The organism is Acidovorax sp. Leaf73, from assembly GCF_916855635.1.
GTDB lineage: Bacteria > Pseudomonadota > Gammaproteobacteria > Burkholderiales > Burkholderiaceae_C > Acidovorax > Acidovorax facilis.
Genome location: NZ_CAKASI010000004.1, coordinates 465,567 through 479,253, shown reverse-complemented (window position 1 = coordinate 479,253; position 13,687 = coordinate 465,567). Strand labels below are relative to the sequence as shown.

Annotated in this window: 9 protein-coding genes; all 9 read left to right on the top strand. The window is 62.7% G+C overall.

All coding sequences use genetic code 11. The annotated features are described in order from the left end of the window. The first annotated feature begins 146 nt into the window (after nt 1-146). Nucleotides 147-1,922, top strand: a complete 1,776-nt coding sequence (locus tag LPA35_RS15445; protein WP_228897582.1) for an IPTL-CTERM sorting domain-containing protein — start codon at nt 147-149, stop codon at nt 1,920-1,922. A gap of 214 nt (nt 1,923-2,136) precedes the next feature. After that, on the top strand, nt 2,137-2,799 hold the full coding sequence (locus LPA35_RS15440) for a hypothetical protein (protein ID WP_228897581.1): 663 nt from the start codon (nt 2,137-2,139) through the stop codon (nt 2,797-2,799). An 88-nt stretch (nt 2,800-2,887) separates the two neighbouring features. Next, complete coding sequence (locus tag LPA35_RS15435) at nt 2,888-3,559, top strand: IPTL-CTERM sorting domain-containing protein (RefSeq protein ID WP_228897580.1); 672 nt, start codon at nt 2,888-2,890, stop codon at nt 3,557-3,559. 454 nt (nt 3,560-4,013) lie between these two features. Then, nucleotides 4,014-5,306 (top strand): nitrate/nitrite transporter, encoded by a 1,293-nt coding sequence (locus tag LPA35_RS15430; protein WP_055398425.1) that lies wholly within the window; start codon nt 4,014-4,016, stop codon nt 5,304-5,306. Between the two features lie 24 nt (nt 5,307-5,330). Then, a complete protein-coding gene (locus LPA35_RS15425; RefSeq protein ID WP_055398426.1) occupies nt 5,331-6,749 on the top strand; it encodes an MFS transporter in 1,419 nt (472 codons plus the stop codon). A 37-nt stretch (nt 6,750-6,786) separates the two neighbouring features. Beyond that, the gene (locus LPA35_RS15420) at nt 6,787-10,590 is read left to right on the top strand and encodes a nitrate reductase subunit alpha (RefSeq protein WP_228897579.1); all 3,804 of its coding nucleotides are present in this window, start codon (nt 6,787-6,789) and stop codon (nt 10,588-10,590) included. 23 nt (nt 10,591-10,613) lie between these two features. Beyond that, nucleotides 10,614-12,137: a nitrate reductase subunit beta gene (narH, locus tag LPA35_RS15415; RefSeq protein WP_121422051.1), complete on the top strand. Its 1,524-nt coding sequence runs from the start codon at nt 10,614-10,616 to the stop codon at nt 12,135-12,137. Nucleotides 12,138-12,159: 22 nt separating this feature from the next. Further along, the gene (narJ, locus tag LPA35_RS15410; protein ID WP_228897578.1) at nt 12,160-12,861 is read left to right on the top strand and encodes a nitrate reductase molybdenum cofactor assembly chaperone; all 702 of its coding nucleotides are present in this window, start codon (nt 12,160-12,162) and stop codon (nt 12,859-12,861) included. Beyond that, entirely contained in the window at nt 12,858-13,589 is a 732-nt protein-coding gene (gene narI / locus LPA35_RS15405; RefSeq protein WP_228897577.1) for a respiratory nitrate reductase subunit gamma, read from the top strand. The genes narJ and narI overlap by 4 nt, the downstream gene beginning before the upstream one ends. Nucleotides 13,590-13,687 lie beyond the last annotated feature (98 nt).

Genomic DNA, 13,687 nt, shown 5'->3' with positions numbered 1-13,687 from the left:
TGGGGGTGGCCATGCACCACCCGGCGCGGTGGGCTCCATTTGCTCATCAAGAGATAGCTACTTGCGCTTGTTAGATATGCGCCAAGGCCATTTTTGGCATCAACCCTGCCACCTGCCGCCTTATCTATCCACACAAGAGGACATCTATGCAGTCACAACCCCGTTCTAAACGCCCCCCGCGCACGCCCTGGCCCCGGTGGGCTGCGGGCTTAGCTGCACTGCTGCTGTCAGGCGCTGCCTGTGCCGACATGGTGGGCGGCCTGCTGGTATCGCCCACATCGCTGAACTTTGGAAGTGTGGCGCTGGGCGCCACCAGCGCCAGTCAGCAGGTCACGGTAACCAACACCACCTCCGCGCCGATCGGGCCGCTGAGTGTGGGCAGTGGAGTTAGTGCTCCTTGGGGTTCCGGTACAGGTTGCAGTGGCGTCACGCTCGCGGCCGGTACGAGTTGCTCCAGCACGTACACGTTTACGCCGACGGCACTCGGTCCACAGGTGAGCTCCGAAGAGGGCATCACGATCAATGGCGTGAAGGTGCCGATGAGCTTCGTCGGCACTGGTGTGCAGGGTTTACGGGTCACACCCACCAGCTTTAATTTTGGTGACGTGATTATGAACACGACCAGTCCCGGCCAAGTGTTGACGGTGACCAACATCACCTCTGCCCCCGTCACTATTGCAAGCAGCAGCGCTGGGGCAATGGCGCCTTTTGCCTACAGCGGCAACTGCCCTGGCATCACCCTGGCCTCGGGCGCCAGTTGTACCTACACCTACACCTTTCTCCCTACGACCCTTGGAGCAAGAGCTACCCCTGCGGGAACCGAATTTGTCGTCAATGGCCAAGCAACGCCGATCTCCCTTCAAGGCACGGGGGTTGCATCTATCCCCCCGGGGTCACTGCTGGTCACTCCTTCGGCATTTGATTTTGGTGATGTTCCTATCGGGTCCACTAGCGTGCCGCAAGCCGTCACCGTCACCAACCCCACTGGCGCGGCTATTGCACTGAACCTGAGCGGAGGCGGTACAGGCGCTGCGCCGTTCAACACTTTTCAGGGCGACTGTGGCGCGAGCTTGGCGGCGGGATCGACTTGCACGCTGCGCAACTTTTCCTTCAGTCCCATTGCGACAGGGTCGCAAACCGACGGTGCCGCGATTCAGGTCAATGGTGTCAGTTACACCTTTGGCGTTTCGGGTCGTGGCGTATCTGGCGTTACGGTAGGTCCTGCCAATCTGGATTTCGGCCCGGTTCTGGTCGGCGCGGTCAGTCCGCCGCGAGCCATAACCGTGACCAACCCTACGGGTGCGGCTATTTCACTGAACCTAAGCGGAGGCGGTACAGGCGCTGCGCCGTTCAACACTTTTCAGGGCGACTGTGGCGCGAGCTTGGCGGCGGGATCGACTTGCACGCTGCGCAACTTTTCCTTCAGTCCCATTGCGACAGGGTCGCAAACCGACGGTGCCGCGATTCAGGTCAATGGTGTCAGTTACACCTTTAGCGTTTCGGGCATCGGCATCAACGCTGGGCAGTCCCTTATCGCCCCGGTCATCACCAGCGCCCCACCGCCCGGCGGCACGGCAGGCGCACCCTACAACTTCATCGTCACCGCCACGGGCACGACGGTATTCACTTTCTCCGACGCTGGCACGCTACCGCCCGGGCTGACCATCAATCCCAGCACAGGCGCCATCACCGGCACGCCGTCTGCAGCTGGCAGCTACAACGTCACCCTCGCGGCCGCCAACGGAATTCTGCCCAACGGTGCGCAGGCATTCACCATGGACATTGCGCTCGCCCCTGTTGGCAGCGTGACGGCAGTGCCCACGCTGGGCGAATGGGGCCTGCTGCTAATGGCCTGCCTGGTGGGAGGCACGGGCTGGTGGCAGGTGCGGCGCCGCAGCACATCGCGCTGGCCCGCGCCATGAGCGTGCAAACACTTTTGCAGCGGGGGCGCGCGCCTGCCAGGCCTCTGCTGCATCGGTGGTGCCAGGTGCGTTACCGCTCTGCCGCCGCGCAGTATTTCCGAATTGCTATACAAAACATAGCTATATGCGCTTGCTGAGTAAGCGCTAGAGCCTCTTTTTATTGAAATTTTGAGTGCGCCGCCGCACCCACTCCGTCTACGTTGCTGCCAACACCATGAAGAAATACCTTGCACTCCTGGCTGCGGCCTTTCTCCAAACCAGCGCCTTGGCGGCCACTTACACTTTTACCGGCCCCACCTACGTCAACCTGCTGGACTACACAGCACCCTGCGCCGCCGGTACCTGCGTCAACTTCAGCACGGTCATGCGGCAAACAGGCCACTTCACCACCAACCAGCCGCTGCCCGCCAACCAGGTCAGTCTCGACATTGCACCCCTCATCACCTGGTACGACTTCAACGATGGAGTGACCAGCTACAGCATGAACGGCCTCAACACTCGGTTGGTCAAAGCCCATGTTTCTACCAACGCAGCAGGCGAGATTGTTGATAACGACATGGTTTTTCTGTGGTGGCAAACCGGCAGCCATGGCGTGGGCGACCGATTGAGCTACATGTCGGTCAACTTTGCCAGCTACTTCAACCGCCCCTGCGTTTCCCTGAGCAGCCCCGACATCTGCCATAGCTACGCTGACGACGGCGCCACCAGCCACGGCTTTGCCCATGGCAGCGGTGGCTGGACGAGCGACGTCCCCGTGGTGGGGCCGGGTGGGGCGCAGTCCGTACCCGTGGACAACCCATTTGCCCTGGTGCTGACAGCCGTCGGCTTGCTGGGTCTGGCCTTGCGTGGTCGGCAGAAGTTGCTCTTGAAAAGATAGCTAATTGCGCTTTCCAGATAAACGCTGGAGGCAAATTTTTTATCCACCCCTCAGCCCTTCCATTTTGCGCACTGGGCGACAAATCACCATGAAAAAATACCTTGTATTCCTGGCTGCGGCCCTTCTTCAGGCGGGCGCCTGGGCTGTCACGTACACCTACACGGGCTCCAGCTATACAGCCCCCACCCTGACCAACCACGCCGGTCCCGGATGTCCGATCGGGGCCTGCGGTGACTTCACCACGTCCATGTCGCAGTACGGGACCTTCACCACTGTTTCCCCGCTGCCCCCAAACTTCAACGGCAATATCGCACCGCTCATCACCGGTTTCAACTTCAACGATGGACTGACAACCTACTCCAGCGTGGATCCAAACACGACGCTGACGTCAGCCATCGGATGGACTGACGCAAGTGGTGCGTTGGTCGGCGCGGGTCTGAATTTCCAGCGCTGGCACACGAGTGCCCCGCATAGCATTGGCGACCGCGTAGACCAAATGGTTCTGGAGCAAGGCGCCTACAGGAATAGTCCGTGCAATGTAGTCACCACACCACCCGGGGGCGACGTGTGCAATGCGGTTTCTTTTGATGCTTCCAGCAGTAATGTCTTTGGCGTCCCCAGCGCTTCCGGCACGTGGACCGCTATTGGTATCCCGCCAATGGTGGGCGTTACCTCTGTCCCCACGCTCAGCGAATGGGGTCTGATGATGCTGGCGTGCCTGCTGGCAGCGCTTGGCCTGCGTCAGCGACGCAAGCTCTGATCTGATCTGATCTGAGTTTCATTCGCTACTGCCGCTCCTGCGCGCAGCCCGGGCGGTGGTTCTTTTATCCTTCAAGAGCTTCCCCGATCAGCGGTGGGAAAACCGTTCTGGCCCGTTGAGTCCCGGGTCGGTGACATCGGTGCCCCAGGCGAATGGGTTCGTTGCTGCTGATCTGCGCTGCGCCAAACAGCGGCAGGTACGACGGCAACCCGCCGCCGCCCGTGGGTTACGTTGTGAGCACGCTTAGTTTCTGGTACCGCTGAACGCAGCCTTCTTGCCAGTTTGCGCATGCCGCGCAGTAGCGGCCGCAGTGCCGCACCATAGTTCTTTCGAACGATGCTTTCACTCCGCGCAGTAGTCCTTCTGCCGCACCACGTGCTGGTCGAGCGAAGGATGTGCAAAGGTCGCTGCAAACGCGACCATTCCTCTCATGCAAAAAGAGAGGAACCGCGCAATGGCACATACCCCTTTGCCCCCGGGCGACAGCCCACAGCGCACCCGCCAGGCTTGGTCGGTGCTGATCGTCAGCACCTTCGCTTTCACGGTCTGTTTCATGGTGTGGATGATGTTCGGCGTCATCGGCATCCCTATCAAGAAGATGCTGAACCTGAACTCCACGCAGTTCGGGTTGCTCATGTCCATGCCTGTGCTCACGGGCTCGCTGGTGCGGGTGCCGTTGGGCATCTGGACCGACAAGTTCGGTGGCCGCATCGTGATGGCCGCCGTGATGGCCACCACCGTGCCCGCCATCTGGCTGATGGGCTACGCCACGGAATACTGGCACTTCCTGACCATCGGCCTGTTTGTGGGCCTGGCGGGGGGCTCGTTCTCGGTGGGCACGCCCTATGTGGCGCGCTGGTTCCCCAAGCACCGCCAGGGCACGGCCATGGGGGTGTATGGCGCTGGCAACTCGGGCGCGGCGGTGAACAAGTTCGTCGCACCGGTGCTGCTGGTGGCATTTGGCTGGACCATGGTGCCGCAGGTGTATGCGGCCATCATGCTCGGCACGCTGGTGCTGTTCTGGTTGTTCAGCTACAGCGACCCGGCCCACCTGGTGCCCAGCAACGTCAAGTTCACCGACCAGCTCAAGGCGCTCAAGGACCCCAAGGTGCTCAAGTACTGCCAGTACTACAGCATTGTGTTTGGCGGCTATGTGGCACTGTCGCTGTGGATGGTGCAGTACTACGTGGGCGAGTTTGGCCTCGATATTCGCGTGGCGGCACTGCTGGCCGCGTGCTTCTCGCTGCCCGGCGGTGTGCTGCGCGCCATCGGCGGCATGCTGTCTGACAAGTACGGCGCCCACAGCGTGACCTGGTGGGTGATGTGGGTGAGCTGGATCTGCCTGTTTTTGCTGAGCTATCCGCAGACCGACTTCACCATCGTCACCGTCAACGGCCCCAAGACCTTTCACATCGGCCTGAATGTGTACCTGTTCACGGGCCTCATGTTCCTGCTGGGCATTGCCTGGGCCTTTGGCAAGGCCAGTGTCTTCAAGTACATCAGCGACGACTACCCCCAGAACATCGGTGCCATCAGCGGCATCGTGGGCTTGGCCGGTGGCATGGGCGGCTTCATCCTGCCCATCCTGTTCGGCGCGCTGATGGACCTCACGGGCATCCGCTCCAGCGCTTTCATGCTGATGTACGGCGTGGTGTGGGTCTCGCTCATCTGGATGTACTTCACCGAAGTGCGCCGCACCGATCTGATGGCCACGCAGGCAGCACCGGCTGCTGCGGCTGGCCGCTGAACTTTCACTTTCCAAGGAAACACCATGTCTGCCACACCCGCCAGTAGGCGCCAGGGGCGTCTGCTCACCCTCTGGGCTCCTGAGGACAAATCGTTCTGGGAGCGCGAAGGCGAAGCCATCGCCAAGCTCAACCTGTGGATCTCGGTGCCCGCGCTGTTCCTGGCCTTTGCCATCTGGCAGGTCTGGAGCGTGGTCGCCGTGAGCCTGCCCGGCCTCGGATTCAAGTATTCGACCAACCAGCTGTTCTGGCTGGCCGCAGCGCCCGCGCTCAGCGGCGCCACGCTGCGTATCTTCTATTCGTTCATGGTGCCGCTGGTGGGTGGACGCCGCTGGACGGCGATCTCCACTGCCAGCTTGCTGATCCCTGCGATTGGCATCGGCTTTGCGGTGCAAGACAACACCACGACCTATCCCACCATGCTCATCCTGGCGCTGCTGTGCGGCCTGGGCGGCGGCAACTTCAGCTCCAGCATGGCCAACATCAGTTTCTTCTTTCCGAAGGAGCGCAAGGGCTCAGCGTTGGGCGTGAATGCAGGCCTGGGTAACTTGGGCGTTTCGGTGGTGCAGTTTCTGAGCCCGCTGGTCGTCACGGCAGGCATCTTCGGCATCTTTGGTGGCGAAGGCCAGACCATCGTCAAGAACGGCCAGACCGTGCAGGTGTGGACGCAGAACGCCGCTTTCATCTGGGTGCCATGGATTGCGCTGACGGCGCTGGCCGCCTGGTTCGGCATGAACGACATTGCCGATGCCAAGGCCTCCTTTGCCGCGCAGGCCGCCATCTTCAAGCGCAAGCACAACTGGCTGATGTGCGTGTTGTACCTCGGCACCTTCGGCTCGTTCATCGGCTATGCAGCGGGCTTTCCGCTGCTCATCAAGAGCCAGTTCCCTGGTATCAACCCGCTGGCCTACGCCTGGCTGGGCCCGCTGGTGGGCGCCGTGATCCGCCCCTTTGGTGGCTGGCTGGCCGACAAGCTCGGTGGTGCGCGCGTCACGCTGTGGAATTTCATCGTCATGGCCGTGGCCGTGATGGGCGTGACGTTCTTCCTGCCCTCTGGTGGCCCTGGCGGCAACGAAGGCCAGTTTGCAGGTTTCTTCGTGTGCTTCCTGGTGCTGTTTCTCACCACCGGCATCGGCAACGGCTCGACGTTCCGCATGATCCCCGTGATCTTCCTGACCGAAGCCATGCGCGGCGTGGACAAGCACAACGCCGCCGCTGTGGCCAGCGCCAACAAGGAGGGCAACACCCTGGGCGCGGCCACGCTGGGCTTCACCGCCGCCATGGCCGCCTACGGCGGGTTCTTTATCCCCAAGAGCTATGGCAGCTCCATCGCGCTGACCGGCAGCCCCCACGCCGCACTGTGGACGTTCTTCGCCTTCTATCTCGTTTGCATCGTGATCACCTGGTGGACCTACGCACGCAAGCACGCCGAGATGCCTTGCTAGTCAACCCCAGAACAGAAATCAGAAAAGGAGCCCTTCGATGAGCCATTTCCTCGATCGCCTTTCGTACTTCTCGCAGCCCCGCGAGACCTTTGCCCAAGGCCATGGCGAAACCAACGGTGAAGACCGCACCTGGGAAGACGCCTACCGCGACCGCTGGGCGCACGACAAGATCGTGCGCAGCACCCACGGCGTGAACTGCACAGGCTCCTGCTCGTGGAAGATCTACGTCAAGGGCGGCATCGTCACCTGGGAAACCCAGCAGACCGACTACCCTCGCACCCGCCCTGATCTGCCCAACCACGAGCCCCGTGGCTGCGCGCGGGGCGCTAGCTACAGCTGGTACCTGTACAGCGCCAACCGCGTGAAGTACCCCATGGTGCGTGGCCGCCTGCTCAAGCACTGGCGCGCCGCCATCGCCCTGGCCAAGAGCCCTGTGGACGCCTGGGCCAGCATCGTCGAGAACGATGCCTCCAAGCGCGAATGGCAAAAGCAGCGCGGCCTGGGCGGCTTTGTGCGCAGCACCTGGGACGAAGTCAACCAGATGATCGCTGCGGCCAACGTGTACACCATCAAGAAGCACGGGCCCGACCGCATCATTGGCTTCTCACCCATCCCGGCGATGTCGATGATTTCGTACGCTGCAGGCAGCCGCTACCTCAGCCTGATGGGCGGCGTGTGCATGAGTTTTTACGACTGGTACTGCGATCTGCCCCCCAGCAGCCCGCAGACCTGGGGCGAGCAGACCGACGTGCCCGAGTCGGCCGACTGGTACAACAGCTCGTACATCATTGCCTGGGGCTCCAATGTGCCCCAGACGCGCACGCCCGATGCGCACTTTTTGACCGAGGTGCGCTACAAGGGCACCAAGGTGGTGTCCATCACGCCCGACTACTCCGAAGTCGCCAAGCTGGGCGATCTGTGGATGCACCCCAAGCAGGGCACCGACGCCGCCGTAGCCATGGCCATGGGTCATGTGATCCTCAACGAGTTCTACTTCAAGGACGGTGGCAAGGGCCGTAGTGCGTACTTTGACGACTACGCGCGCCGCTACACCGACCTGCCGCTGCTGGTGGTGCTCAAGGAAAAAACGCTGCCCGATGGCCGCACGGTGATGGTGCCCGACCGTTATGTGCGCGCCAGCGATTTCCCAGGCCAGCTTGACCAGTCCAACAACCCCGACTGGAAGACTGTGGGCTACGACGAGCTGGGCCAGGTCACGCTGCCCAATGGTTCCATCGGCTTTCGTTGGGGGGCGGACGGCCGCCCCGACCAGGGCCTGTGGAACCTGGAGAACAAGGAAGCACGCACCGGCAACACCGTCAAGCTCAAGCTGTCGGTGATCGAAGATGGCGAGCAGGCCCACGACATTGCCGATGTCGCCTTCCCGTACTTTGGCGGCGTGGCAACGCCCAACTTCACGGCCAACGAACAAGGTGGCGACGTGATGGTGCGCCGCGTGCCGGTGTCCCACCTGGAGCTGGCCGGGCATGAAGCCCAGGGCCGCGTGATGGTGGCTACCGTGTTCGACCTGCTGGCGGGCAACTACGGCATTGACCGAGGCCTACCGGGCGAAGAGCCCGGTGGCGGTTACGACGCCGACCGCCCCTACACCCCTGCCTGGCAAGAGGCCATCACCGGCGTGCCGCGCGAGCAGATCATCACCGTGGCGCGCCAGTTTGCCGACAACGCCGACAAGACGCATGGCAAGTCCATGGTGATCATCGGCGCGGCCATGAACCACTGGTACCACAGTGACATGAACTACCGGGGCATCATCAACATGCTGATGCTGTGCGGCTGTATTGGCCAAAGCGGTGGCGGCTGGGCGCACTATGTGGGCCAGGAAAAGCTGCGCCCACAGACGGGCTGGACGGCACTGGCCTTTGCGCTGGACTGGATCCGCCCACCGCGCCAGATGAACAGCACCAGCTTCTTCTACGCCCACACCGACCAGTGGCGCTACGAGAAGCTGGGCATGGAGGAAATCCTCTCGCCCCTGGCTGACAAGAAGGCCTACCACGGCGCGCAGATCGACTACAACGTGCGCGCCGAGCGCATGGGCTGGCTGCCATCAGCGCCCCAGCTCAAGACTAACCCCATGCAGGTGGCCAAGGATGCCGCTGCAGCGGGTATGGACGCGAAGGATTACGTCGTCAAGTCTCTGAAGGACGGCACGCTCACGATGAGCTGCGAGGACCCGGACCATCCGTCCAACTGGCCGCGCAACATGTTCGTGTGGCGCTCCAACATCCTGGGCTCGTCGGGCAAGGGGCATGAATACTTCCTCAAGCACCTGCTGGGCACCACCCACGGCGTGCAGGGCAAGGACCTGGGTAAAGACGAGGCCAAGCCTGAGGAAGTGCAGTGGCACACCAACGCACCCGAAGGCAAGCTGGACCTGCTGGTCACGCTCGACTTCCGCATGAGCACGACCTGCTTGTATTCGGACATCGTGCTGCCCACGGCCACCTGGTATGAGAAGAACGACCTCAACACCAGCGACATGCACCCCTTCATCCACCCGCTGTCCACGGCGGTGGACCCTGCCTGGCAGGCCAAGAGCGACTGGGAGATCTACAAAGGTTTCGCCAAGGCCGTGAGCGAGGTCAGCGTGGGCCACCTGGGCGTGGAAAAGGACGTGGTGCTCACGCCCATCATGCACGACACGGCGGGTGAAATGGCCCAGCCCTACGGCGTGCGCGACTGGAAGCGGGGCGAGTGCGAACTCATCCCCGGCAAGACGGCGCCGCAGGTCACCGTGGTCGAGCGCGACTACCCCAACCTCTACAAGCGCTTCACCGCCCTGGGCCCCTTGATGGACAAGGCAGGCAACGGCGGCAAGGGCATCGGCTGGAACACGCAGACCGAAGTCGGCCAACTGGGCGACCTGAACGGCCGTGTGAAGGAAGAGGGCGTGACGCAAGGCATGCCCCGCATCGTGACCGACATCGACGCCACCGAAGTGGTGATGATGCTGGCGCCCGAAACCAACGGCCATGTGGCCTGCAAGGCCTGGGAAGCCCTGGGCAAGCAGACGGGCCGCGACCACGTGCACCTGGCGCTGCACCGCGAGGACGAGAAGATCCGCTTCCGCGACATCCAGGCGCAGCCGCGCAAGATCATCAGCTCGCCCACCTGGTCGGGCCTGGAAAGCGAAAAGGTCAGCTACAACGCCGGCTACACCAACGTGCACGAGTACATCCCATGGCGCACCCTCACGGGCCGCCAGCAGTTCTACCAAGACCACCCGTGGATGCGTGACTTTGGCGAAGGCTTTGTGAGCTACCGCCCACCCGTGCACCTCAAGACGCTGGAAGAAGTCGAAGGCAAGAAGCCCAACGGCAACCGCGAGATCGCGCTCAATTTCATCACGCCGCACCAGAAGTGGGGCATCCACAGCACGTACAGCGACAACCTGATGATGCTGACGCTGAACCGGGGCGGCTCCGTGGTGTGGCTGAGCGAGGACGACGCCAAGGTCGCTGGCATCGTGGACAACGACTGGGTCGAACTCTTCAACGCCAACGGCGCGATTGCAGCCCGTGCGGTGGTGAGCCAGCGCGTGAACCCCGGCATGGTGATGATGTACCACTCGCAAGAGAAGATCATCAACACGCCCGGCTCCGAGATCACCGGAACGCGCGGCGGCATCCACAACTCGGTCACGCGCATTGTGCTCAAGCCCACCCACATGATTGGCGGCTATGCGCAGTTGAGCTACGGCTTCAACTACTACGGAACCATTGGTACCAACCGCGACGAGTTCGTGCTGGTGCGCAAGATGGACCGCGTGGACTGGCTCGACGACGAGCCCGTGTCCAGCACGGCAGCCCACGCCTGAAGCCGAAGACAAGGAGAAACACGATGAAAATTCGCGCACAAATCGGCATGGTGCTGAACCTGGACAAGTGCATTGGTTGCCACACCTGTTCCGTCACCTGCAAGAACGTCTGGACGAGCCGCCCCGGGGTGGAATACGCCTGGTTCAACAACGTCGAAACCAAGCCTGGCATCGGCTATCCCAAGGAGTGGGAAAACCAGGACAAGTGGAACGGCGGCTGGGTGCGCAACCCCGACGGCTCCATCGCCCCCCGCCAGGGCGGCAAGTGGAAGCTGCTCATGCGCATCTTCGCCAACCCCAACCTGCCGCAGATCGACGACTACTACGAGCCCTTCACGTTCGACTACGACCACCTGCAGTCGGCGCCTGAAACGAAGGCCGCACCCACGGCCCGCCCGCGCAGCCTGATCACCGGCAAGCGCATGGAGAAGATCGAGTGGGGCCCGAACTGGGAAGAAATCCTGGGCGGCGAGTTCAGCAAGCGCAGCAAGGACAAGAACTTCGACGATGTGCAAAAGGACATCTACGGCCAGTTCGAGAACACCTTCATGATGTACCTGCCGCGCCTGTGCGAGCACTGCCTGAACCCGGCGTGCGTGGCATCGTGCCCCTCGGGCTCGATCTACAAGCGCGAGGAAGACGGCATCGTGCTGATCGACCAGGACAAATGCCGTGGCTGGCGCATGTGCGTCAGCGGTTGCCCTTACAAGAAAATCTATTACAACTGGCAGTCGGGCAAGGCCGAGAAGTGCATCTTCTGCTACCCCCGCATCGAAGCGGGCCAGCCCACCGTGTGCTCGGAAACCTGCGTGGGCCGCATCCGCTACCTGGGTGTGCTGCTGTATGACGCAGACCGCATCCAGGAAGCTGCCAGCGTGGAGCGCGACCGCGACCTGTACCAGGCGCAGCTCGACATCTTCCTGGACCCGAACGACCCGGACGTGATCAAGCAAGCCCGCATCGACGGCATCCCGGACAGCTGGATGGACGCCGCGCGCAACAGCCCCGTCTACAAGATGGCCGTGCAGTGGAAGGTGGCCCTGCCGCTGCACCCTGAGTACCGCACGCTGCCCATGGTCTGGTATGTGCCGCCGCTCTCGCCCATCACGGCCGCTGCCAACGCGGGCCATGTGGGCGTGAATGGCGATATCCCCGATGTGTCGCAGCTGCGCATCCCCGTGCAGTACCTGGCCAACCTGCTCACCGCTGGCGATACCGGCCCTGTGGTGCGGGCGCTGGAGCGCATGCTGGCCATGCGCACCTACCAGCGCGACAAGCACGTGGAGCAGCGCCAGAACCTGGCCGTGCTCAAGCAGGCCGGCCTGTCGATGGCCGAGGTCGAGGAGATGTACCACGTGATGGCAATTGCCAATTACGAGGACCGCTTCGTCATCCCATCGGCCCACCGCGAATACGCCGAAAACGCGTTCGACATCCGGGGCGGCTGCGGCTTCTCGTTTGGCAACGGGTGCTCGGATGGCGCCACCGAGACCAGCATGTTCGGTGGCAAGAAGCCCCGCACGATCCCGATCAAGGCCACGGTCTGATTGCACACAGGAAGGAATCACCATGTTCAAGAAGAACCCGACCTCTGTGCGCCTGACCCTGCGCGCCCTGGGCTACCTGCTGAGCTACCCCGATGCGCAGTTGCGCAGCGTGATGCCGCAGCTCATCGACGCGCTGCAGGCCGAGCAAGCCCTTACGGCTGATCGCATGGATGAGCTGAAGGCAGTGTGCGAGCACCTGGCTGCACTCGATCCGCTGGAAGCCGAAGCCCGCTACGTGGACAACTTCGACCGGGGCCGCCAGACCTCGCTGCACCTGTTCGAGCATGTGCATGGCGACTCGCGCGACCGGGGGCCTGCGCTCATCGATCTGCTGCAGACCTACGACAAAGCAGGTCTGAAGTTTGAAGCCGACGAGCTGCCCGACCACCTGCCGGTGGTGCTGGAGTTCGCCTCCACCCAGCCGCCCGAAGTGGCCAAGGAGTTCCTGGGCGAAATGGCCCACATCCTGAACGCGCTGTTCAGTGCGCTGGTGGCAAGAAGCAGCCCCTATGCCAGCGTGATTGCTGCGGTGCTCGAAGTGTCGGGCCAGCGCGTGCAGTCGGTGGCGCTCACCCCCGAGCCGCCCATGGACGAGGTCTGGGCCGAGCCCGAAGCGTTTGGCGGTTGCAGCACCCAGGGCCAGGCCAAGCCTGACCAGCCGCAGCCCATGCATTTTGTTCGTACTCCCCGCGCCGAGCGGGCACCAGAAGGAGTCTCCGTATGACCGCCTGGCTTGACACCCTCTTGTTTGGCATCTATCCCTACATTTGCCTGGCCGTCTTTTTCATTGGCAGTTGGGCGCGGTTTGACCGCGACCAGTACACCTGGAAAAGCGATTCGTCGCAGCTGCTGCGCACCGGCAGCCTGCGCTGGGGCAGCAACCTGTTCCATATCGGTGTGCTGTTCCTGTTCTTTGGCCATACCGTGGGCATGCTCACGCCGCACTTCCTGTACGAAGGCTTTATCACTGCAGGTGCCAAGCAGATCATGGCGATGGTGACGGGCGGTATCGCGGGCGTGCTGGGCTTCATTGGCCTGTCCATCCTGCTGCACCGGCGCCTGTCGGATGACCGCATCCGCGCCACGTCCAAGACCAGCGACATCCTGATCCTGGTGCTGCTGTGGCTGCAGCTGGCGCTGGGCTTGGCCACCATTCCGCTGTCGGCGCAGCATCTGGACGGCTCCATGATGATGAAGCTGGCCGAGTGGGGTCAGCGCGTGGTGACCTTCCGCAGCGGCGGCGTCGAGCTGCTGGCCGAAGCGGGTTGGATCTTCAAGGCCCACATGTTCCTGGGCATGACGATCTTCCTGGTGTTCCCCTTCACCCGCTTGGTGCATGTGTGGAGCGGCTTTGGCACGCTGGCCTATGTGCTGCGCCCCTACCAGGTGGTGCGTGCGCGCCGCCTGAACCTGCCCCCAGGCCACATGCAGTCGCAAGACCGCCGCGCCTGAAACCCACTGACCCAAGGAGCACACCATGAGCGGATGTGGAACCGGGAGCTGCGGATGCGGCTCCACTGACAGCAGCGTGGCGGCAGCACCTGCCAGCA

Excerpts from the sequence above, each read along its gene's own strand:
- LPA35_RS15445 (WP_228897582.1), top strand. The coding sequence starts at position 147 with ATGCAGTCACAACCCCGTTCTAAACGCCCCCCGCGCACGCCCTGGCCC.
- LPA35_RS15440 (WP_228897581.1), top strand. The coding sequence starts at position 2,137 with ATGAAGAAATACCTTGCACTCCTGGCTGCGGCCTTTCTCCAAACCAGC.
- LPA35_RS15435 (WP_228897580.1), top strand. The coding sequence starts at position 2,888 with ATGAAAAAATACCTTGTATTCCTGGCTGCGGCCCTTCTTCAGGCGGGC.
- LPA35_RS15430 (WP_055398425.1), top strand. The coding sequence starts at position 4,014 with ATGGCACATACCCCTTTGCCCCCGGGCGACAGCCCACAGCGCACCCGC.
- LPA35_RS15425 (WP_055398426.1), top strand. The coding sequence starts at position 5,331 with ATGTCTGCCACACCCGCCAGTAGGCGCCAGGGGCGTCTGCTCACCCTC.
- LPA35_RS15420 (WP_228897579.1), top strand. The coding sequence starts at position 6,787 with ATGAGCCATTTCCTCGATCGCCTTTCGTACTTCTCGCAGCCCCGCGAG.
- narH (WP_121422051.1), top strand. The coding sequence starts at position 10,614 with ATGAAAATTCGCGCACAAATCGGCATGGTGCTGAACCTGGACAAGTGC.
- narJ (WP_228897578.1), top strand. The coding sequence starts at position 12,160 with ATGTTCAAGAAGAACCCGACCTCTGTGCGCCTGACCCTGCGCGCCCTG.
- narI (WP_228897577.1), top strand. The coding sequence starts at position 12,858 with ATGACCGCCTGGCTTGACACCCTCTTGTTTGGCATCTATCCCTACATT.